The organism is Thermovirga sp. (assembly GCF_017656375.1).
Lineage (GTDB): Bacteria > Synergistota > Synergistia > Synergistales > Thermovirgaceae > Thermovirga.
Genome location: NZ_JACDOB010000016.1, coordinates 1 through 20,308 on the forward strand (window position 1 = coordinate 1; position 20,308 = coordinate 20,308).

The following is a 20,308-nucleotide window of genomic DNA, read 5'->3' on the forward strand; positions in this document are numbered from 1 at the left end:
TACCATCTTGAGCAAGTCACATCCTGTAGTTTCTTCTTTCCAAATAAGCTCCAAGGGCTATGGAAGAAAGAACCACTAGAGGCAAGGAGACCAAAAACCTTATAGCCGTAAACTTTATCCCCATGAAAGACGCTTCGTATATTGTCATAGGAATCCTGCAAATGGCGGAAGCTCCAATATATGTAAATATTACGCTGAGCTTTGCTCCTTTGTTATATAAAGAATGTGCTACAGGAAAAGATACATACAGGCCCCCAACCGTAGTTCCCCCAAGCAAAATAGCCCAAATATATCCCCTTATTCCAGATTCCTGGCCAAAGTGTTTCTCTACTGTCTCTTTTTTTACCCATACTTCAAAAAGGCCTATCAACACAAAGGCACAGGGCAGGATCTTCGCCATACTTACAGAGAAAGTTAAAAAATTTATACCCACCTGTTTCCCAAGGTCGAAACCTTTTACGAAAGAAAAGATCAGGAACGCTATATAAGCGAACAAGCCTATTACTTTTGCTCCGTTCGTCCACCGCATCAGAATATCTCCCAAAAGAAAACACCGGTTACCAATGCCACAATAATCGCTATTCCAAAGCTAATAACATTCCTTATTACAGTGACTTTCATTCCAAAATACTTTTTCTCTAGAGGAGCGGTAAGAACTCCTACCATCATCAAGGTAGTGGTGAAAGCAGATAACACCATATACGGAACTCCCTTATTCAATAAAATTCCCGAAAGCGGAAAAGCGATAAAACCGGGCATCAACGTTATAGAACCCAAAAAAGCTGCTATCGTCATCGCCACAAACTTGTTATTACTGCTGTCAGCCAGATATTCATAAATGATCCTATCCGGTACAAAGGTAAGAGCCAAAGACACAAAAATGATCATCGTCAGCAAAGGTTTTAATACCTTCACTAACTTCTTAAACGCTATTTTGAGTGCTTTGATAGTTTTTTCCCTGTCCGAAATAAACGATACAAATATGGCAAATATCGTTATGATATACAAATAATGCATTTTTTCTCACTCGCCAATAATATAAATTTTCAAAAGCTCTATGATGCTATTACCAATATTTCACAAAGGAATAAATTTCCTGATCTTTTAAACTATAGCATCTTTCACATTTGCCGACAGCTACCAGCACCTATTCTCTCGCCATTAAAGAATTATATCCTTGCATGAAGGATGACTTTTTATTTTCTTGCCCCCTTTGGTTTTTATCAGTGAGTTTTAAAAAGCGTGCCATGATATGCTCGTATCGCTGTTTTGATGAACGTCACAAGCCATAAAGCAACGAGGAGCCAATACAGAAGAAATCCAAAATAATCAATCAAAGCTATGTGAAATATAGTTGATACGACATGGCATGATGCTACATATGCTCCCAAAGGGAACGTGAACGCCCACCAAGACATGGCATATGGCAACGATAACCTCTTTATATAATGCAGCGTCATCAATATCGCCATCAGTACCCACCACACGCCAAACCCCCAAAACAGCAAGCCGAATACCATAAAGGGTTCCTTCATCGTCACAAAAGAAGAATTGCGAATCAGATTGACCAACGCTAAAGTTCCAGCTCCTATTGGCCCAAGATTGATCCATATGGTAGGAGCTAATCTCTCGGGAAGAGGATTATGGAGAATAAAACGATACATGCACACGGCCAACAACGCAAGATATACAAAAAATCCTCCTCCCCAACCAAAATAATTTACAAAAACAATAAGCTCTCTTAACCACCCTGTGTGATAGGAAATGACCAAACTTCCGGCAATCGGGATGACTATCAAACCAACCGGAGGAATAAACCATGCCGGATTTATATGATCAAGCTTAACGTGCTCTCCCTTAAAGGTGAGATACGGCGTGAATATCCCAAAAAACATGGTGAGGAAAGCTCCCACAAACCAAAATATCTGCCCTATGAATACATTCTTCCCTATCACAATAAAATTGGCTGCAAGAACAAGCATGGCAATTGCGATAGTGGCGTAAAAATTTGATATTACAGGGTTTTCCATATCTTTTATGGCATTTTCCTTAAAGAAACACCACCTCAAACACCAAGGAATCAACAACACAAAGAACAACATCACGTTAAAATAAAAAATCGCGGATGCCACGCCCTTAAGGACTGGAAGATAAGTAGAGAAAAACAGTGAATCCATAGCTAATATACCTGTTCCCATAACGCTTGCAAACCAAGAGGGTGTAAAATTCTTTATAATTTCATGTCTATGATCAATATCTTTCAACATTATAAAATACCACCTTTCTGTCAAGGTAATTAATAAAAAACCCACCACAGCTTGAGAAAGTTTTCTCAAGCTGTGGGCATTTGAGATACTTACGATATCATGCTAAAAACATCAAGACATGAGCTTTGTTTTCAAGAGAAAACAAACATCTCTAGAAAACAGGAAAGGTAAAACTAATATCCAATCCACCAACAGTGGCAGGGTTTTCTTTTAGAGTAGGATCTCTTCCATCTCTTCATAACTGTAATACATCCCGCCCTATACTTATATTTAAAATATCTAACTCCTTACACAAAATTCATTATATCTCTAAGTATATTTCTCTCACAATACTTTCTCAACCTTTAAAAATGATTATCCCTCTTCCTATATCATATCCCTCTTTTCTCCACACATACTTGCCCAATGAATTTGCACCTTTATCCACAATGTTAATGTGGAAATGTGGTATAACTTATTATCTATTTATCATAATATTTGTTTACAGTGCAAACTTACCCACAACAGGAGCATGGTCTGATGGCTTTTCCCATGCTCTAATCTCTCTCACAACGTAGGCATCAAGGGATTTTTCCGCCACTTGTGGGGTTGCCAATATGTGATCTATCCTCCAACCTATGTTTCTTTCCAAGGCATTTTTCACTCTGTAATCCCAAAAAGAAAATTCTCCTTCTTGGGGCCTGTGTTTTCTGAAGACATCCACAAACCCCCACTTTAAGAAAGCTTCAAAGGCCTTCCTGACCTCCTCGTGAAAGCATACGTGGTTTTTTTTGTTCCTGGGGTTGGTCACATCTATATCGGTGGGTGCAACATTCAAGTCCCCCACCATAATGACCTTGCTCTTGGGAGTAAAATTCCTGTCCAAGTAATTCAAAAGCCTGTTGAAAAATTCAAGTTTCATTGCATAGTCAGGATGCTCTAAAGCTTTCCCTTGGGGAACATATAGGTTTATAACGTGAAGGTCTCCATCAAAGGCACAGTGTGCCATGCGGGTTTTGCCGTCGGGAAGCAAGCCATCGCCCAGGCCAAAAGACACGCTAATAGGCTTTTCTCTTGATGCAACAGCCACACCGTTGTAGGATTTCTCCCCACAAAAAACCACCTCGTACCCTTTCTGGCGAAAAAACTCCTCGGGAAAAGTCGAATTCTCTGTTTTAGTCTCTTGAAGACAAAGAATATCTATATTGGTATCATTTAACCATCGATCCAATATATGAAGCCTGCTTCTTACGGAATTTACGTTGAACGTCGCAATTTCTCTTATCACTAATCATCGCACCCCTTTTTAAGATTCGCTATCTTATAAATTTTAGTTTATATTTTAGTCAGGAAAAATGAAAGGAGAATTCCATTGGATGGTCCTCATCACGGCCGAAATTGGCTTTTAGCAGTGTTTTTTATATTCGGTGTAGGCTCTCTAGGATTCCACTACATAGTCAAACTTGACTGGATAGACTCAATATTCTACGCAGTAGTAACTCTGACTACCGTTGGATACAGCGCCCCTCCGGAACTTACAGAAGAAGGAAAAATTTTCACTGTACTGCTGATAATCATGGGTATAGGAACCGCAGGCTACGCTCTCACTCAGGCAGCACGGTACCTTGTCTTGGACAAACTGTTGTCCGTCATGGGAAGGAGGAAGAACATACGCATGGAAAACCTCAAAAATCACTGGATCCTATGCGGTCTGGGGAAAATAGGAACCGAAGTTGCGCGCCATTTACACAGAGATGGCGTCCCGTTCGTAGCACTAGAAATAGCAGAACGAAAGGTTGCATGGGCAAGAGAGCAAGGCTGGATAGCACAACAAGGCGACGCAAGAAACGAAGAAGCATTGAGAAACGTCTTCATAGAGAACGCGAAAGGACTCATAGCAGCCCTCACCGACGACTCAGATAACGTTTACGTAATACTGACAGCAAAATCCATTAAAAGTGATATCAGGATAATAGCCCGCGCTAGCGATGCACAGTCCACGAAAGTCCTTTACAGGGCTGGCGCTGACAAAGTAATAAGTCCGGTCGTTGCAGGAGCTGCAGCCATAGCAAGATCTTCGGTACAGCCTTCTGTGGCTGATTTCCTGGAGTTAGTAAACATATCCAAAGAAATAGACATAGACTTCGGATCCATTCGTCTGGGGGGCAACAACCCCCTCATAGGAACCACCCTTGCAGAAGCTCCTCTAAGATCCAAATACAATGCCATAGTCATAGCTATCAAAAAACAAAACGGCAAGCTCATTTATAACCCCTCCGGGCAACTAGTACTTGAAGAAAACGATGAGCTTATCGTCTTCGGAGAGAGAGCAAAGATGGCAAAATTAAAAGATGAGATAATCGAACTCAACCTAAAAAGGGAGAAGAACATGTAACGGTTCTTCTCCCCACAAAAATCTTTTTATACCTCTAATTCTACCGGCTTAGAAATCACCCTGAATATTACATATATTACTCCTATTGCTATAACCAAATCCACCGAAGGAGGCAATTCAAAAGCAAAGCCTATATACCCGGAAATGGCCCCTAAAGCAGCCAAAAGGGCATAGGGGATCTGGGTAGTAACGTGGTCCATGTGGTCTGACCCGGTAAACATGGAAGACATTATGGTCGTGTCTGAGATGGGGCTACAGTGGTCACCCCAAACAGCTCCCGCCAAAACCGCCCCTATAGTAGGAAACATGTAAGGCATTGGGTCTATGCCTTGGCTAGATGCTATAGCATGGACCAGAGGCAACACTATGGGCATCAGTACAGCCATGGTTCCATAAGAAGTCCCCGTACAGAAGGACACCACAGCACCTGTTACAAACGTAATCAATGGAACCCACCCTATGGAAAGAACATCGTGGGTCAATGAAACTATGAATTTGGCAGTTCCTACCTGCTTTACAGCAGAGCCAATTCCCCAAGCAAAGATCAGAATCAGCGTACCATAGAATATGGACCTCATTCCTTCCATATATCCTCTGAACAGCTTGTTCCACGTGGAAATGCCCTGCAGCCTGTAGAATATCAAGGTGACAAATACAGAGCCAAAGGCACCCCAAACCAGGGCCTTTGAACTGCTGCCTTCTCCTATTGCTTCAGCAACCCCTACTCCAGGCCAACCTCCAGTTATAAGAAGGAGGGTGAAAATCAAACCAACTAAGGTAGCTAAAGGCAAAACAAAATTTATTACCCTCCTTGGGGTTTCCGGGGCCGGTCCCTCTTGCACCTGATTTGGGTTTATCAGCGGCTGAGCCCCATCTCTTAGGACTTTCCCTGTCTTTCTTGCCCTTCTTTCCGCCTTGAGCATTGGCCCAAAATCCCTGCCAGAAAAAACCACTATGGCCATCAATACCAAAGCCAATATGTTATAGAGGACGAAGGGAATGGACTTAAGATACGCAAGGTAAGGAGAAAATCCTATGCCCAGGTCATTGAACTGGGTTCCTATCTGGCCTACCATGTAAGCTATCCATGAGGATATGCCTGCAATACAGGCTACAGGAGCCGCTGTCGAGTCCACAAGGTACGAAAGCTTTTCCTTGGAAATTTTATACCTGTCCGTTATAGGAGTCATGGTTGTTCCAACCACCAAGGTATTCACGTAATCTTCAAAGAAAATTATGAACCCTGCCAGCATGGTGAAAATCTGGGCGCTTTTGGGACTTCTTATCTTGGAAGTAATCCATCCTACTACAGCATCAATCCCCCCGCCTATCTTCATTATCCCCACAAGGCCACCCATGGTAAGGCTTGTCAGAACTATCCTAGCCGACCAAGGATCTCCTAGGTTGTTCCAAAGCGATTCGACAGCTTTGCCAAAGCCCGTTATAGGGTTCCATCCTACAAGCATGGTTCCGGCCACCCATATTCCTATAAAAAGCGACGGAATAACTTCCCTGGTTACTATGCACAACGTTATGGCTATAACAGGTGGCAAAAGGGACAATGCACCAAAATCTACCTTTCCCTCCTCTGCGGCCAAGGCTACTCCAGAAAAAAACAACACTCCCGCTAAAACTATGAACAAAAACAACCCTCGCCTTGAAAACTTCATCTTTTTCATTCCCTTCCCTCCTTGATTTACATTTTTATTTTCAACTCTTATTCTTTTCTTATTCAATTAAGAAGCTAACACATATTGAAAACACTTGAACAAGGCTTCTTCTGCTTTTTGAGGGTCCTTCGCCTCTATCGAGTCAAAAAGCACCATGTATGCTCCAGCAATTTCTTCTGGGTTTCCCCCTACAGGCACCTCCTTTTGAAATAAAAGTTCCATCACTGCCTCAAGAACCGCATTACCTGATGCCTTAATTAAGGCCCTATGAAAATCATGTAACACTACCTTTATCCCTTCATAGGTCTCTTGTACCTTCAGCTCCTCAACTTTTTGAGCAAGCACATGAAGGTCACTAGTTGTACGCTTCACCGCAGCAAGGCGCACAACTGCGATCTCTATCGCGATCCTCGCTTCCAAAAAATCCTGGAAGGCTAAAGCTTCAGATGCTGCTATCTTCTCCAACAGCGCCTTGTAAGAGCTATCAAACCTGCTTACCTCCTCAAGCTCACTAAGGCGCCTCTGCCCCAACTCCGTAAGGCGCCGTCCCTGAAAGCCTACTCGACATGTAAGCCCCCTTTTATCCAGCTCTCGCAAAAACCTCCCAACTGTAGCCTCGCTTAGCTCGTAACCGAAACTTCTAAGCTCCTCCTTGACCGTTCCAGCCCCTACCGGGCCACTAGACCTGTCAAGCAAAGAAAGAACTATTTTTTCTTGATAAGCATCATTTCCCTTTTCCTTCATGCAGGAATCCCCCACCTTAATATCGCTAATCATCAATGATGAGCGACAACCAAAATCATCCTATTACCTTTATATCATCCTGTCAATTACCCAGGCTTATAAACTTTGAAGAATATATCTTTATGAATTGTTAACGTTAATTGGCTCTCTAAAACTTTTTTCTTACTGAACGCTGTTTAAAGAAAAATTTCAGGAAACTTCTGGAAGGGCATTTTCACTACCTTTGTATCTTGATCCAGAAAGGCAAAAGTTCCTCTTCTTCTAATAAAATTACGTTATAAATTTTTCCTCTTTTCCTATCCCACGCATAAGGGCCCTGACTTGAGGTCTTTACTCCGCTGGCATTGAGGAAGACCATATCCTTAAACATGGCTCTCTCAGGTGTAATATAACCTCTAACGGGATGAGCAAAAGGCAACTCTCCTACTATCTTGCCTCCAGGCCACCCACCCACAGGGGCATATCCTGTCCTTTCGGAAATTTTTGCCGTTATTTTTTCATACTCGGCTGGAGCATTCCTCATTGCCAATGAAGCAGCCCCCTTTGAATTTTTTAGCTCTTCCATGAGAAAACATGCGAACCAGGAGCAAGGCTCTTTATCCAAGTTCAATAGGGCAATAACGGTGTAAAACACCCCATCTAAGGCAACGAGGGACCTGGGAACCATCTTAGGCATGAAAAAGCCCTTTACATCGCTCCATCTTGTGGGGTCTCCTTCAGGAAATACCTTTTCAATGAGAAGCAAGCCATTTGCCGCCCTTTGCATGTCGGAAAGCCTTTCATCCTGCAAGGAAAGCCAAAGCTCCAAGGGCTCTTTCTTTTCAGATATGGAAAGCAGATTATGTTCCAATTCTTTTCTTGCCATATAAGCTTTTTCCCTGGCCTGGTATATGGCCAACAGATCATCGTAGGACTTTTTTTGTTCCCCATACGCTAAGCCTAAAAAAGAAACCGAAAATACAATAACTAAAGGCAGTACAAAAAACTTTATTTTCACTAAAATTCCCCCTTCTAAGGGAGGCTAACTATTACTTTTCTCTTTTTTTCCAAAGCGAATCTCGTATATGGCAGAAAGCCTTGAGAGAGCTTCCTCCGCATCCTTACGGCCTATTTTACCCGCAAACATTTTTCTTTTTTCCTCAAGAACTTTCTGTGGAACCTCAATAGGCGCTGAATGCCTCCTTGGCCTATAAGACGAAATCTTTCTTACTTTCCCTACCCTGGCCTTAACAGATTTTATCTCCACTCCCCACAGCTTTTCTATCTTACTGGCAATACGCCCTCCCATCATGTTTATCTGGTGGGCTGCGCCGGGGCTTGAGGCACTAACATGAAGAACACCTTCCTCGAAGGAAAAGGGCATGGTGTAATTGGCCATCTTTTGGCCCACTACATTCTTCCATTTGAGGGTAACCTCAGCCATGAATATTCCCTTCTTCAAAGATGAGCCTATTGCCCCTTCCAATATACTATTTGCCCTTCTAATCGATGACTTTCTAGGAAACCTCCTATGCACCATCTTTTTCCTTTCTTTGTCTCCTTCTTTTTTCAATCTCTATCCAAAGTATTTGTATGTCCGCAGGCGTTACACCAGAAACCCTGCCCGCCTGGGCAAGATTTTGCGGTTTTATCTTCTTCAATTTCTGCTTGCTTTCGTTGAGAAGCCCTGGTATCTCGTCGTAATCTATGTCCTCAGGTATCCTAACTTTCTCCATATTTTTCATTCTTTCAACTTGCTTTAACTGGCGCTTTACGTAGCCATCGTACTTTATCTCAAGTGTTACCCTATCTATTACCTCTTTCTCCAAAACCTCATGGGGTGGAATTATTTTGCCTATTGTCTCCCACGTTATCTCTGGCCTCTTTAAAAGTTCTGAAGCCAAAATAGGCTCATCCAGCGTGGAAGACCCTGCTTCCTTCAGTATCTCATTTACGCTATCCGACGGATATACGCGAGTTCCTTCCAGCCTTTTTCTTTCCTCTTCTATAGCTTTCCATCTTTTTTTGAGCACATTCCACCTCTCATCATCTATGAGCCCAAGCTTTCTTCCAATGTGAGAAAGCCTCTTATCGGCGTTATCATGACGAAGGAGAAGCCTAAATTCACACCTGCTTGTAAGCATTCTATAGGGTTCGTTGGTTCCTTTAGTTACCAGGTCATCTATTAGAACCCCTATATAGGCTTGAGAACGGTCCAGGACAATCATATCTTCCCCCTTTACTAAAAGGGCAGCGTTTATTCCAGCTATTATTCCTTGTGCCCCCGCTTCCTCGTAACCAGACGTTCCATTTATCTGACCAGCACAGAACAATCCTTTTATTTTTTTCGTCTCAAGCCATGGATAAAGTTGTGTGGGAGGGACGTAGTCATACTCTATTGCATAGCCTGGCCTCATTATCCAAGCTTTCTCGCAGCCAGGCAGGGATCTTACCATCTCTACCTGGGCATCGAACGGCAGGCTTGTAGTGAAGTTCTGCATATATATCTCAACGCTGCTATGAGAGACTGGCTCTAAAAACACCATGTGGCTGTCCTTATCTGGAAATTTAACGACTCTGTCCTCTATAGAGGGGCAATACCTTGGCCCCACCCCCTCTATTACACCGGTAAAAAGAGGAGACCTATCAAGATTTTTTCTTATTATCTCATGGGTTTTCTCGTTACTCCTTGTCAAATAGCACGCATAACCTTCATATACTTTTTTCTCTCCCCAATAGCTAAAACATAAAGGCTCTCTATCACTATCTTGCCTCATCAATCCACTAAAATCTACTGTATCCCTGTGAATTCTGGGAGTTGTTCCGGTCTTGAGCCTTCCCACTTCAAGACCTGCCTGTCTCAAAGAATTTGTTAGTTTTGTAGCTGGAATTTGGCCCAGGGGCCCTGAAGCAAAATTGGTAAGGCCTATATGCACCTTGCCCCCAAGGTAGGTACCTGTAGTTAAAATTACTGCCTTTGCCCCATAAACGTTTCCGAGGTTAGTCTTAACCCCTTTTATTACTCCCTCCTCTACCCATAAGTCCGTTACCTCTTCCTGCCTGAGGTCCAATAAAGGTATCTTCTCACAGGTCCTCTTGTAATGGCGATGATAGTCGTAAAGATCGCATTGAGCCCTCAAAGCCCTCACGGCCGGGCCCTTTGAGGTGTTAAGCCACCTTATATGTAACGTAGATGCGTCTGTTGCTTTGCCTTGTTCTCCTCCAAGGGCATCTATTTCCCTTGTAAGGTGCCCTTTTGCTGGTCCACCTATAGAAGGATTACAGGCCATCAAGGCCATATTGTCCAGATATAAATTCAGAAGTAATGTCCTTACTCCTATCCTGGCCGAAGCTAAGGCAGCTTCACACCCTGCATGTCCTGCTCCCACTACTATCACGTCGTACCTATTTTCTTCCGGAATCATATTTCCTAACACCCTTTCATTACTTCTACTTCATAGGTGATATTTTTCCATCTTCTACGTTCCAAACTTGCCCAGGCCAAAAGGGAGTAAAATCCTCTGCCGTGGTAACAAAGGTTTGCCACTTCGTGGATTCTACCATCTTTACTAAAATTTCCCTTCCTTCCATGTCAAGCTCTGCCATTACCTCATCAAGAAGCAATATAGGTTTTTTCCTCACTTTCCTCTCTACGGCCCATCCCGCAGCGAGCATCAAAGCCAAAGCCGTTCTTCTTCTGTGTCCTCTACTGAAAAACTCCGAAGCTCCTCTACCACTGGATTTTATTTTTATCTCATCCCTGTGAGGCCCTACTATACTCATACGATAAGTTTCCTCTTTATCTTTAAATTTTTTTATAGACTCCCAAAAATCCTCCCTTAGATCTTCAAGGCCTAAAGTTCCTCCCCTCGAAAGGAACAGTTCCACCTGGCCTGGCAGAAGCTCCCCAGTCTTTGCAAGGCCAATCTTTAAAAGATCCAACGCTGCTATCCTACACGACCATATCCATATCGCCCTCTCAGCCATGGCCCTGTTCACTAAAGATATATTACTTCTTTTTTCAAGAGCTGCCCTTTTCTGTTTCAATATTTTTCTGTAGTCGTAGATAGTAGAGGCATACAGTGGAAATAAAACAGCACAAAGCCTATCTATAAAACTTCTTCTCCTGGAAGGCCCTCCCTCCACCAGGGCCATATCTCCTGGAAGAAAAGAAAGTGAGGGCACTCTCATCCTTATCTCTGAAGCATTACTCAACTTACCTCCAATTTTAAATACTGTCCTCTTAAATATCCCTACAGCTGCTTCCAAAGATTCCTCACCTTCAAAGGCCCCCCATACAAAAGCTTTTTCTTTTTCCTTATTCCAGCATGGAATATCTCCGATCCCTTTGCTTCTGAAGGGTCCCCATCCCATTAAGATATTTATGCTTTCTAAAAAATTAGTCTTTCCAGCTCCGTTTTCCCCAAAAAGCAGGTGAAGCCCCTCTGCCATCTCGAGGCTATGGGGCTTCAAGTTTCTATAACCTTTTATTTTCAATCTCCTTAAAATCATTTCCTCAGAGATTTTCTCCTTCCGGCGGAAGCGTTATAGGCATCAGAACATAAAGAAAACTTTCTTCTCCCGGCTTAGATAGAAGCATTTGTCCATTAGGGCCATTGAAAGTCATGTGGGCTATATTTCCGTGCAGCGCTCTCATGCCGTCCAACAAGAACTTTACGTTAAAGGCAACTTTGAGAGGATCTCCATCTATCTCTGCCGGAACCTCTTCCAAAGCCTCTCCTATCTCAGGAGCACTGGCCTTCACTGTCATGTTCCCTCCAGGTGATAGGTTCAAAATTACCATTTTGCTAAAGTCTCTAACAACTATCTCTGCCCTTTCAAGAGCTTCAATCATTTTACTTCTATCAACTTCCATCCAAGTACTCTTTTCAGGAGAAAGGATTTTTTCATAAGGAGGAAATCTGGATTCTATCCTTCTAATGGAAAATTCTATATTATCCACTATAAAATATACTTGTGCGTCGTCTTCCTTGACTGTAACTTCAGTGTCATCTTCTGCTGAGGATATTATCCTGGCTAATTCTTTCAAGCCGTTGAGAGGTAAAAGAAGTTGCTTTTCCTCAAAGTCTCCTTCAAGGGTTGCCTGGGAGAGAGAAAGCCTTCTTCCGTCGGTAGAGACTACTCTCACAAAGCCATCTTTTACCTGGAAGAGCCCTGAGCTTAAGTACTGTGGGAATTCTTCCCCGGGAGAGCCAGCAAAGGTTCCTTCGTCCAGTAATCTTTTCAGCTCAGACACGCTTATATTGAAGAAAAGCCTTCCTTCTTCAGACTTGGGAAGTTTAGGGAACTCAGAAACAGGGTATGTAGTAAATTTATAGTGATTTTTTTCTCCACAGTCTATCTTTGCCTTTCCTTCATCTACTTCTATTACAAAAGTATCGGTTGGAGCTTTTTTGAAAAGTTCCCCTACAACTTTTACAGGGAATACTGCTTCTCCTGGAGTTTGTACTTCTACCCCATTAGCTACACATCTTACAGAGGTTTTGAGATCTGTGGCTTGTAAGGTTACTGAATTTTCTTCTGCTGTACATTTGACACCTGTAAGTACTGTAAGTGCACTTCTGCTCCCGGTACTTCGTTCTGCGAGTAGCCAGCTTTTTACAAAGGAGGCCTTATTTACTAGGAGCTTCATTTTTTTTCACTCCCTTCTCTCTTTCTATATGTTTTATATATTGAAAAACTTAGTAGGTCTAGTAGCAAGTATGTGTTTTTTGTGGAAAACACAAAAAAAAGAGTAATAGCAAAGAAAAAGCATGTGGAAAAATAAGTTTTATGTTGTGGGAAGTTTTCCACAAAATGAACATCTTAAAATAATACTCTTTTTTAGGTGTCTATTTTTCCACAAAAAAACACCTTATCTACAGCTTTTCCTTTATACTATCCACAATCTGTCTAATCCTCGTGTCTTTCTTATAAGCTTCCTCTATTTTCTTGACTGCATGGATAACGGTAGTATGGTCCTTTCTGTTAAAGGCATACCCAATGTGTTGAAGGCTAGAATCGGTATACTCTCTGCTCAGATACATGGCTACTTGCCTTGCCAAAGCTATCTCTGAGGTTCTCTTGCTGCTGGTAAGGGCACTTATAGGGATGCCAAAGGTCTCTGCCGTCAACTGCTGTATTACCTCTATACTTGCAGGTCCCTTGTTTGAGTTTCTTATTACATCTTTTAGCCACTTTGCTGCGTTTTCCACGGTCAATGGCTCATTATTTAAGTCGGAGAAGAACATGACACTGTTAAGAGAACCTTCAAGCTCCCTTATGTTGCTTGGAATATTCTGAGCTAAAAAGAATATGACATCTTCTGGAACTTTGTAGTTTTTGAGCTCCGCTTTCTTTTTTAGGATAGCTATTCTGGTTTCAAGGTCTGGAGGCTGTATGTCCGTCACCAAGCCCCACTCGAAGCGGCTTACTAATCGCTCCTCTATATGGTGAATATCCTTAGGAGGCTTATCTGAGCTTATAACTATCTGCTTTTTTGCGTCGTGAAGGCTGTTGAAGGTGTGGAAAAATTCTTCTTGAGTGCTCTCTTTGTTGGCCAAAAAATGTATGTCGTCTATGAGAAGTACATCTACACTTCTGTACTTCTGCTTGAATTCGTGAGTCTTGTTGTTTTGGATAGAAAGAATGAACTCGTTTATGAACTTTTCAGAGCTTACGTAAGCTACCCTGGCACCCTCCATCTTTTTCAGCACGTAGTTTCCTATGGAGTGCATGAGGTGCGTCTTTCCAAGGCCCACTCCGCCCCATATAAAAAGGGGGTTATATGCCACGCCTGGAGATTCTGCAACGGCAAGGCTTGCAGCATGAGCTAGCCTGTTAGATTTTCCTATGACGAAAGAATCAAATTGATAGTCAGGGTTAAGGCCGCTTCCTGGAGGAGGTGCAGGGCGATTAGTAACCTTCTCTGCCCGCTTTATCTCTTCTTTCGGGGCACCTTTACCTACCTGAAGGGCTACTTTGGTGGCAACGTTCATTTCTGCTGCCAAGTTTTCTAGCTTTTCGAGGAACCTGTTTTGTATTTGCTCTTTTACGAAGACGTTGGGAACATCTAACACCAAAACCCCATCCTCCAACGATATTGGAAGGCAGGTTTTGAGCCAAATATCTGTAGCACCCTTTGGAAGTTTCTCTTTTCCTTCCTCCAAAAGAGTATTCCATGTCTGTTCTAGAAAATCTTTCATAAAAACCTCCCAGATAACCTGTAAAAATACGAAGATTAAACTTTTCCACGGAGAGCATGAATAATTTTACCACAAATAATCCACAAAAATTATCCACATATTCACAGAAATGCGCATAACATATGTGGAAAAAAAATCCTTACAAGTAGGGCTTTTTTCGATATGTCTTATCGGCATGTAGAAATGACTAAAATTGACCTAAAAGATTTTAAGTGGTTCTATGAGAAATCCACAATTTTTCCACATATGTGGAAAAACGTGTTTATTTCCTTACTTTGAATTTGGTGTATCATTTAAATGTAAAGAAAACTTATCCTGGAGGGAGATACTTTGGATGGAAATCTTTTCCACATAATAAGCCACACAGACCTAGATGGCGTGGTAGCTGCCACCGTTGCGTGGCATGCTAATTTTAATAAAAGAGATTCTGTAGTAAAAGTAAGCCTTACAGGTTATGGTGATGTGGATAATATAGTGTTGGAAAGTATAAAAAAGAAAGAAAACTTTGTAGTGCTTGATCTTTTTTGCCAACGTGCTCAGACAGTAGATATCCTTGATAAAGAATTTGACTCTTCTTTGGAGCCCATATTCTTTGATCATCACAAGACAACCGCAGAAAGATATCCGAATAGGCCGTGGGCCTTGGTGGATACTTCTTCTTGTGCTGCTAAAGTTTACTTTCAATGGTTGGTAGAAAAAGGTTTCTTCAAGGATGACAAAGAGAAAAAATCTAGTTTGGCCACTTTGGTTGAGATTGCCAACGACAGAGACCTGTGGATAGGCCTTATTCCTGAAAGCCGCCTGTGGCAAGCGTACATAACAATGTGTGGGCCTTACAGCCTCTTTGCCAGATTGGCGGTTGACCCTAACCCCAGATTGACCAGCTGGGAGTATAAGGCAACCACACAATTCGTGAAGAAACAGGAAAAACGCTTCAAGAAGGCCTTAGACAGCATCTTGGTGCCAGAAAAAGATCTTATGCTTGTAAGGCCAAACCTCTTGGAATTTGGGGATGTGTCTGATTTTTGCGGCCTTGTTCTGGATAGAATGGAAGACCCTCCCCTTTTGGTGGCCGTTGTCAATAAGCGCCCCCAGGGAGATTGGAGCGTCTCCTTGAGGAGCAGAAATGCCTTTGCTGGACGCGTAGTGGGGCTACTGAAAGATGGCAGGAAGGTAAAAGGTGGAGGGCATGCAGACGCTGCGGCACTTTACTTTCCTGCCAGTTACAGCGAGGAGCTTATAAAAGACTCCCTGCTATCGGCCATTAAGGCTGTTAAAGAACAAGAGCAAAATGCCGGGCCTACCCTAGGGGATCTTTTGAAAAGCATAAAAGACTAGATTGAAAGAGGGAATGTACATGAAGAAGAGAATAGCCATATTATACGCATCAGTTGGAACAGGGCATAAAACGGCGGCAAAAGCCCTTTCTAAATGGTTTAATCTGGTATCTCCGGATATTGAAGTTTTGTGTTTAGATACCCTTTCCTTTTACTCTCCCATAGTAAGAGGCATATACACCAGGTCGTATTTGGAGCTTGTCCGGAAGATGCCCCAGCTTTGGGGATATTTTTACGACACCATGGATAACCCTTCTGCAAGAGAAGGTGTGCTTGCAACTCTTGCCGAACTAACAGAAAAAGTAAATACCTTGAAACTTTTGGACGAACTGGAAAAATTTAATCCCCATGCCGTTTTGTTTACTCACTTTTTCGGTTCCCAAGTTGTCCTTGATAAATTTGGCAAGGAGATTCCTGTGTGTTACGTAAATACCGATTTCCTAAGCCACGTCTTTCACCGGAACCCTGCCTTTTATGCATGGTTCGCGGCTTCAGAGGAGACAATTGAACAATACCTTGCTGATGGGCTAAATCCAGAGCAGATATACTTGACAGGTATACCAGTTGATCCAGCCTATTCGAACCCCCCAAGGCAAGATGAAGCCCGGGCAAGATTAGGAATAGACCCTTCCTTGCAGCACATTCTTGTTATGGGTGGAGGGATAGGTGTAGGCCCCATAGAGGAAGTCTTAGTGTCCCTATATAAGGATACAGATGCCCTGATAACCGTAATATGCGGTAACAACGAAAAACTGCATCTTAAGCTCATGGAACAGTGGGAAAAAGTAGACAGGGTATCCATAAAAGGATTCGTCGATGGCATCATAGATTATTATGCCTCAACTGACCTGGTATTCATGAAACCAGGAGGCCTCTCTACCTCTGAGCTGCTGTGTATGGGAAAACCTATAATTTTGACAGATCCAATCCCAGGCCAAGAGCAGCGAAATAGCGACTACCTGCTGGACAGGCAGGCAGCAAGAGCCCTGTTCGAGTACCGTAGGGCCGCCTCAAAAGCTAACTTTATACTTTCATCTCCAGAAGAGAGCAAAAGGCTCTCTGAATCAGCAAAAAAAATAGCCCGCCCCTTTGCAGGACGGGATATAGCGCTCAAAACTATAGAGATAGCACAAAGGCACAAAGAAAAAAGTCAGTAAAAGTCAATAGCTACTAACACTTTTTATTGTTTTTTCTCCAACAGTTTCTTTACTGCGTCCCGTATCTGGCTGACCTCCTTGCCAAGATCCCCTGCAAGGTCCTTCAAGGGTGTGTCCTTATCCAGGTTTTCTGGCCATCCAGCCAGGATAAAGGCCTCCTCTCCGCGGATCTTGTAGGTTTCCTCTACCTGCCTCATGGTCATGCTCCCCCTTATTTCCTCCGGAGAAGGAGGCACGTAGGAAGTTTTTTTCGAGGTTTCCTTAGCAGATAGGGCCTCCCTGATGCGCTCTTTGAGCTCTTCATCGTTTACGCCGGGGATGTCTTTGACCCTAACATCAAGGGGGGTGGATTCATCCAAGCCCCCGAGCTGTAAAAGGTCCTTTGGGCTTACATGAAGGACCTCGGCCATTTGGGTTATGGTCATCCATCCGTACAAGGAATCTACGGCAGCAGGGCCTGAGAGGGAATGAGAAGGAGGCGCAAAGGGCTGCCAGAGGCCTGTAATGCGACTAAAGGCTATGCCTCCAAAAAGCAAAAGAACTGCAGCTAAACCTACAAAGGCGACAGGGAGTTTCTTCTTCATCATCCTGAAAAACAGGGTATTCCCCACAGGACAGCTTTCGACACATCTGCCGCAGGCTATACATTCTGCGCTTCTTTCTACTTCGACGCTCTCAGGGTCAAGCTCCACGGGGCAAGTTCTGCTGCAGTTGTGACAATGAACGCAACTTTGCTCTACACGGGTTATTTTGGTTAAAGAGAACTTTTGAAGTATTGCCAAAAAAGCGCCCAGGGGGCATAGATACCTGCACCAGAACCTTTCTATGAAAAAGCTAGCTCCTATGACCAACAGGAAAAGCACAAGAAAACCACCAGGCTTTTCTGGAAAGTCCTTGAAGAATACAGAAAGATGCATCCACGCGACCCAAGGGTCGTAGTCTCTCCATACAAGGGTGCCCAACTTCCAAGTTCCCGCAATTATGGCCGCCAAAATCACGTATTTAAGGTATCGCAAGGGGCTATCTATGCTTGTAGGAAGTTTTCTTGGCTTTATATTCATTTTTCTGCCTAAAGAGGCACTCCACTCCCCCAATGTACCGAGGGGACAAATCCAACCACAGAAGACCCTGCCGAACACTAGAGTGATACCTACAAGGAGCAAAAGGAGAATTAAAGAGCTTGGAGCGAGCCTTCTCAGCCACACTCCTGACGTTAGAAATTGAAAAAGCCCTTCTAACCCTCCAAAGGGGCAAAAAGCATCCACCGGAGGGACACCGGAAGGACCTCCCCCTACGACCTGGTGCCTATAGCCTATCCAGGAAAGAAGGGCCAAAAAAGCTCCCTGAATGGAAAACCTCAAAAGCCTCGAATTTTTCACGGTCCACTCCCCCTGTCTTTAGATAAACAAAAAAATAAAAAGAAAAACCCCGTCTGGTAATAATTATATACGTAAATAAAAGGTCTTTCAGCAGAAACAGTGTTAAAATTGCCTTATAAATGCTGGGGAAGGAGGTGAACGAAGATGAGTATATACATGAACAACGCTGCTACGTCGTGGCCAAAGCCTGAAGAGGTGCCGAAAGCCATGTACCAGTTCATGACATGTTCCGGGGCCAACCTGGCAAGAGGGTCGTCTAGCTCTAGAGATCTAGATACCCTGGATTTGGTCATGACAACCAGAGAAAAGCTGGCTGCCTTCTTTGGTGGCTACAGGGACGAGGACCCAAGGTATGTTACCTTCACATCCAACGTTACTGAGGCCTTAAATGTGGTTTTGAAGGGCTTTTTAGGACCTTCCAGCAGAGTCGTTACCACGTCCATGGAGCACAACGCCGTAATGCGCCCCCTCAGGAGGTTGGAGTCGGAGGGAGGTGTTAAGGTTACCGTCGTGCCATGCTTTCCTGACGGGATCTTGGACTTGGAACGCTTCGAAAAAGCCCTGAAAGAAGGCCAAGACCTGGCGGTTATGAGCCACTGCAGCAACGTCTGCGGCACCATTCAGCCAATTGAAGAGATATCTAGGCTTTGTAGGCTGTACGAAGTCCCATTGGTCCTGGATAGCGCCCAGACTGCGGGGGTATTGGACATATCTGCAAGGGAGCTGGGGCTCGCTGCCTTATGCTTTACTGGGCACAAAGGCCTCATGGGTCCCCAAGGTACAGGGGGCATAGTATGGGAGCCTTCCTTTGCGGAGGAAGTGAAGCCCTTCGTGGAGGGAGGAACTGGCAGTGTCTCTCACCTTCAAGTGCAACCAGAAAGCTTGCCTGACAAGTTCGAGGCCGGAACTCCTAACTTGCCTGGAATAGCGGGACTTCTGGCGGCCCTTGAATGGATAACCAAAACAGGATTGGAAAACATCCGAAAGAAGGAAGAAAACCTTGGAAAAACCCTTCTGGAGGCAATTTTGGACATCAAGGGCCTTACCCTCTACGGCAAAAAGACGATGCAAGGGCGTCTTGCCGTCTTCGCCGTCAACCCTCCAGGTGGAGACAACGCTACCCTGGCCCTTAGGCTTTCTGACGAGTACGGCATAGAGACTCGCCCAGGCTTACACTGCGCTCCAGTGGCACACGAAACTTTAGGAAGTTTCCCCCAGGGAGCCTTGAGGCTGAGCGTGGGATATTTCAACACGGAGGAAGAAATATCCAAGGTTATAGAGGCCCTAAAAGCTTTAGTTTGAGGGCTTAATATAAGCCCCGGAGGGTGCTTTAAAGGCCTTGAAGCACGAACCTTTCCAGGGCCGCCGCTACTCCATCTTCGTAGTTAGGCGAGGTTACAGCATCTGCGCGGTCCTGGATTTCTTTTCTAGCGTTTCCCATGGCCACCGAGAAGCCTGCCATCCCAAAAAGGGGAAGGTCGTTCTCCGAATCCCCAATGGCCATCATTTCCTTGCTGGTAATGTTCATCTTATCCATCAAGATTTTTACTCCCTTGGCTTTGCTGACAGTAGGGTGAGCCATGTCCACGAATAGCTGGTTGCTGACCGCAGCGTAAATTCTTTTGCCAAATCTTTCCTGGACTGCTTTACGTATGAGTATGGCTTCCTCTGGGCTTTCTGCGATAGATAAAAGCTTGGTAGGGCTTTCATTTAAGGTAAAGAGCTTATCTTTCAGCTCTATAGGTTCCAGAAAAGTAAGGGCTCCGTATTCTAGGGCTGCCTTGTTTCTTTCGTACACGTAAAGGTTGTCTCCCACATATGATTGGATATACCACCCTTTGTCCCTGAAAAAAGCCATTAATTCTTTTGCCGTATTTGAGTCTATGGGCCTGAAGAATAATTGTTCGTTGGTCTTTGGGTTTCTTATATCTGCACCGTTTGCCGTTATGAGGGGGTCTTTCAGGTTTAGCTCCTTCGCAAAAGGCAAGACAGAAGGGAAAAGCCTTCCGGTTGCGATAGTTACACAAACTTCCTTTTTGATGCACTCTTTTATAGCCTCTTGAGTTTTAGAAGATATAGTGTTGTCTGGCTGCAACAGCGTTCCATCAAGATCCAAAACTATTAATTTGAAAGTCATCCTTTACCCTCCCTGTTAGTGGGGTTATATTATCAAAAAAAGCTTTATATGAGGAGGTA

Annotated in this window: 18 protein-coding genes; 4 read left to right on the plus strand and 14 right to left on the minus strand. The window is 43.7% G+C overall.

Translation table 11 applies throughout. The features are described 5' to 3' along the window. Window positions 1–16 precede the first annotated feature (16 nt). The 4 genes from H0Z23_RS05975 to xth all read right to left on the minus strand — a co-directional run bounded on the left by H0Z23_RS05975 (window position 17) and on the right by xth (window position 3,534). Entirely contained in the window at window positions 17–529 is a 513-nt protein-coding gene (locus tag H0Z23_RS05975; protein ID WP_296868226.1) for a permease, read from the minus strand. Beyond that, window positions 529–1,017, minus strand: coding sequence for a permease (locus tag H0Z23_RS05980; protein WP_296868228.1), 489 nt, complete (start codon window positions 1,015–1,017; stop codon window positions 529–531). The genes H0Z23_RS05975 and H0Z23_RS05980 overlap by 1 nt, the downstream gene beginning before the upstream one ends. A 206-nt stretch (window positions 1,018–1,223) precedes the next feature. Then, window positions 1,224–2,267 (minus strand): tellurite-resistance/dicarboxylate transporter, encoded by a 1,044-nt coding sequence (tdt, locus tag H0Z23_RS05985; protein WP_296868229.1) that lies wholly within the window; start codon window positions 2,265–2,267, stop codon window positions 1,224–1,226. Between the two features lie 481 nt (window positions 2,268–2,748). Beyond that, window positions 2,749–3,534, minus strand: a complete 786-nt coding sequence (gene xth, locus H0Z23_RS05990) for an exodeoxyribonuclease III (RefSeq protein WP_296868231.1) — start codon at window positions 3,532–3,534, stop codon at window positions 2,749–2,751. An 84-nt stretch (window positions 3,535–3,618) separates the two neighbouring features. On the opposite strand from xth, the gene H0Z23_RS05995 reads away from it, so the two are divergent. Continuing rightward, entirely contained in the window at window positions 3,619–4,641 is a 1,023-nt protein-coding gene (locus H0Z23_RS05995; RefSeq protein ID WP_296868232.1) for a TrkA family potassium uptake protein, read from the plus strand. A gap of 26 nt (window positions 4,642–4,667) precedes the next feature. Here H0Z23_RS05995 and H0Z23_RS06000 read toward each other — a convergent pair whose 3' ends face one another. From H0Z23_RS06000 to dnaA, 8 genes are all read right to left on the minus strand, one after another. Next, window positions 4,668–6,320 carry a Na+/H+ antiporter NhaC family protein gene (locus H0Z23_RS06000; RefSeq protein ID WP_296868233.1) on the minus strand — a complete coding sequence of 551 codons (1,653 nt, stop codon included), beginning with the start codon at window positions 6,318–6,320 and terminating at the stop codon, window positions 4,668–4,670. A gap of 57 nt (window positions 6,321–6,377) precedes the next feature. Further along, the gene (locus H0Z23_RS06005) at window positions 6,378–7,055 is read right to left on the minus strand and encodes an FCD domain-containing protein (RefSeq protein ID WP_296868234.1); all 678 of its coding nucleotides are present in this window, start codon (window positions 7,053–7,055) and stop codon (window positions 6,378–6,380) included. A 217-nt stretch (window positions 7,056–7,272) separates the two neighbouring features. Then, window positions 7,273–8,052, minus strand: a complete 780-nt coding sequence (locus H0Z23_RS06010) for a hypothetical protein (RefSeq protein WP_296868235.1) — start codon at window positions 8,050–8,052, stop codon at window positions 7,273–7,275. Window positions 8,053–8,076: 24 nt separating this feature from the next. Further along, the gene (locus H0Z23_RS06015) at window positions 8,077–8,574 is read right to left on the minus strand and encodes a DUF721 domain-containing protein (RefSeq protein ID WP_296868236.1); all 498 of its coding nucleotides are present in this window, start codon (window positions 8,572–8,574) and stop codon (window positions 8,077–8,079) included. Continuing rightward, window positions 8,564–10,459 (minus strand): tRNA uridine-5-carboxymethylaminomethyl(34) synthesis enzyme MnmG, encoded by a 1,896-nt coding sequence (mnmG, locus tag H0Z23_RS06020; protein WP_296868237.1) that lies wholly within the window; start codon window positions 10,457–10,459, stop codon window positions 8,564–8,566. The genes H0Z23_RS06015 and mnmG overlap by 11 nt, the downstream gene beginning before the upstream one ends. 25 nt (window positions 10,460–10,484) lie before the next feature. Then, window positions 10,485–11,546: a DNA replication/repair protein RecF gene (gene recF, locus H0Z23_RS06025; RefSeq protein WP_296868238.1), complete on the minus strand. Its 1,062-nt coding sequence runs from the start codon at window positions 11,544–11,546 to the stop codon at window positions 10,485–10,487. Window positions 11,547–11,550: 4 nt separating this feature from the next. Continuing rightward, window positions 11,551–12,687: a DNA polymerase III subunit beta gene (gene dnaN / locus H0Z23_RS06030; RefSeq protein ID WP_296868239.1), complete on the minus strand. Its 1,137-nt coding sequence runs from the start codon at window positions 12,685–12,687 to the stop codon at window positions 11,551–11,553. Between the two features lie 226 nt (window positions 12,688–12,913). Further along, window positions 12,914–14,239, minus strand: coding sequence for a chromosomal replication initiator protein DnaA (gene dnaA / locus H0Z23_RS06035; RefSeq protein ID WP_296868240.1), 1,326 nt, complete (start codon window positions 14,237–14,239; stop codon window positions 12,914–12,916). Between the two features lie 330 nt (window positions 14,240–14,569). On the opposite strand from dnaA, the gene H0Z23_RS06040 reads away from it, so the two are divergent. Continuing rightward, the gene (locus tag H0Z23_RS06040; RefSeq protein WP_296868241.1) at window positions 14,570–15,577 is read left to right on the plus strand and encodes a DHH family phosphoesterase; all 1,008 of its coding nucleotides are present in this window, start codon (window positions 14,570–14,572) and stop codon (window positions 15,575–15,577) included. Window positions 15,578–15,596: 19 nt separating this feature from the next. Then, window positions 15,597–16,733, plus strand: coding sequence for a glycosyltransferase (locus H0Z23_RS06045; protein WP_296868242.1), 1,137 nt, complete (start codon window positions 15,597–15,599; stop codon window positions 16,731–16,733). Window positions 16,734–16,756: 23 nt separating this feature from the next. Here H0Z23_RS06045 and H0Z23_RS06050 read toward each other — a convergent pair whose 3' ends face one another. Then, window positions 16,757–18,112 carry a 4Fe-4S binding protein gene (locus H0Z23_RS06050; RefSeq protein WP_296868243.1) on the minus strand — a complete coding sequence of 452 codons (1,356 nt, stop codon included), beginning with the start codon at window positions 18,110–18,112 and terminating at the stop codon, window positions 16,757–16,759. Between the two features lie 144 nt (window positions 18,113–18,256). Between H0Z23_RS06050 and H0Z23_RS06055 the strand changes: the two genes are divergently transcribed. Then, window positions 18,257–19,414, plus strand: coding sequence for an aminotransferase class V-fold PLP-dependent enzyme (locus H0Z23_RS06055; protein WP_296868244.1), 1,158 nt, complete (start codon window positions 18,257–18,259; stop codon window positions 19,412–19,414). A 28-nt stretch (window positions 19,415–19,442) separates the two neighbouring features. Here the strand turns inward: H0Z23_RS06055 and H0Z23_RS06060 are convergent, their stop codons facing one another. Continuing rightward, on the minus strand, window positions 19,443–20,249 hold the full coding sequence (locus H0Z23_RS06060) for a Cof-type HAD-IIB family hydrolase (RefSeq protein ID WP_296868245.1): 807 nt from the start codon (window positions 20,247–20,249) through the stop codon (window positions 19,443–19,445). Window positions 20,250–20,308 lie beyond the last annotated feature (59 nt).

What these genes read in the sequence shown, in the direction of transcription:
- H0Z23_RS06005 (WP_296868234.1), bottom strand. Translation starts at nt 7,055, where the DNA reads ATGAAGGAAAAGGGAAATGATGCTTATCAAGAAAAAATAGTTCTTTCT.
- dnaN (WP_296868239.1), bottom strand. Translation starts at nt 12,687, where the DNA reads ATGAAGCTCCTAGTAAATAAGGCCTCCTTTGTAAAAAGCTGGCTACTC.
- dnaA (WP_296868240.1), bottom strand. Translation starts at nt 14,239, where the DNA reads ATGAAAGATTTTCTAGAACAGACATGGAATACTCTTTTGGAGGAAGGA.
- tdt (WP_296868229.1), bottom strand. Translation starts at nt 2,267, where the DNA reads ATGTTGAAAGATATTGATCATAGACATGAAATTATAAAGAATTTTACA.
- H0Z23_RS06060 (WP_296868245.1), bottom strand. Translation starts at nt 20,249, where the DNA reads ATGACTTTCAAATTAATAGTTTTGGATCTTGATGGAACGCTGTTGCAG.
- H0Z23_RS06015 (WP_296868236.1), bottom strand. Translation starts at nt 8,574, where the DNA reads ATGGTGCATAGGAGGTTTCCTAGAAAGTCATCGATTAGAAGGGCAAAT.
- mnmG (WP_296868237.1), bottom strand. Translation starts at nt 10,459, where the DNA reads ATGATTCCGGAAGAAAATAGGTACGACGTGATAGTAGTGGGAGCAGGA.
- H0Z23_RS05975 (WP_296868226.1), bottom strand. Translation starts at nt 529, where the DNA reads ATGCGGTGGACGAACGGAGCAAAAGTAATAGGCTTGTTCGCTTATATA.
- recF (WP_296868238.1), bottom strand. Translation starts at nt 11,546, where the DNA reads ATGATTTTAAGGAGATTGAAAATAAAAGGTTATAGAAACTTGAAGCCC.
- H0Z23_RS06055 (WP_296868244.1), top strand. Translation starts at nt 18,257, where the DNA reads ATGAGTATATACATGAACAACGCTGCTACGTCGTGGCCAAAGCCTGAA.
- H0Z23_RS06000 (WP_296868233.1), bottom strand. Translation starts at nt 6,320, where the DNA reads ATGAAAAAGATGAAGTTTTCAAGGCGAGGGTTGTTTTTGTTCATAGTT.
- H0Z23_RS05980 (WP_296868228.1), bottom strand. Translation starts at nt 1,017, where the DNA reads ATGCATTATTTGTATATCATAACGATATTTGCCATATTTGTATCGTTT.
- H0Z23_RS06045 (WP_296868242.1), top strand. Translation starts at nt 15,597, where the DNA reads ATGAAGAAGAGAATAGCCATATTATACGCATCAGTTGGAACAGGGCAT.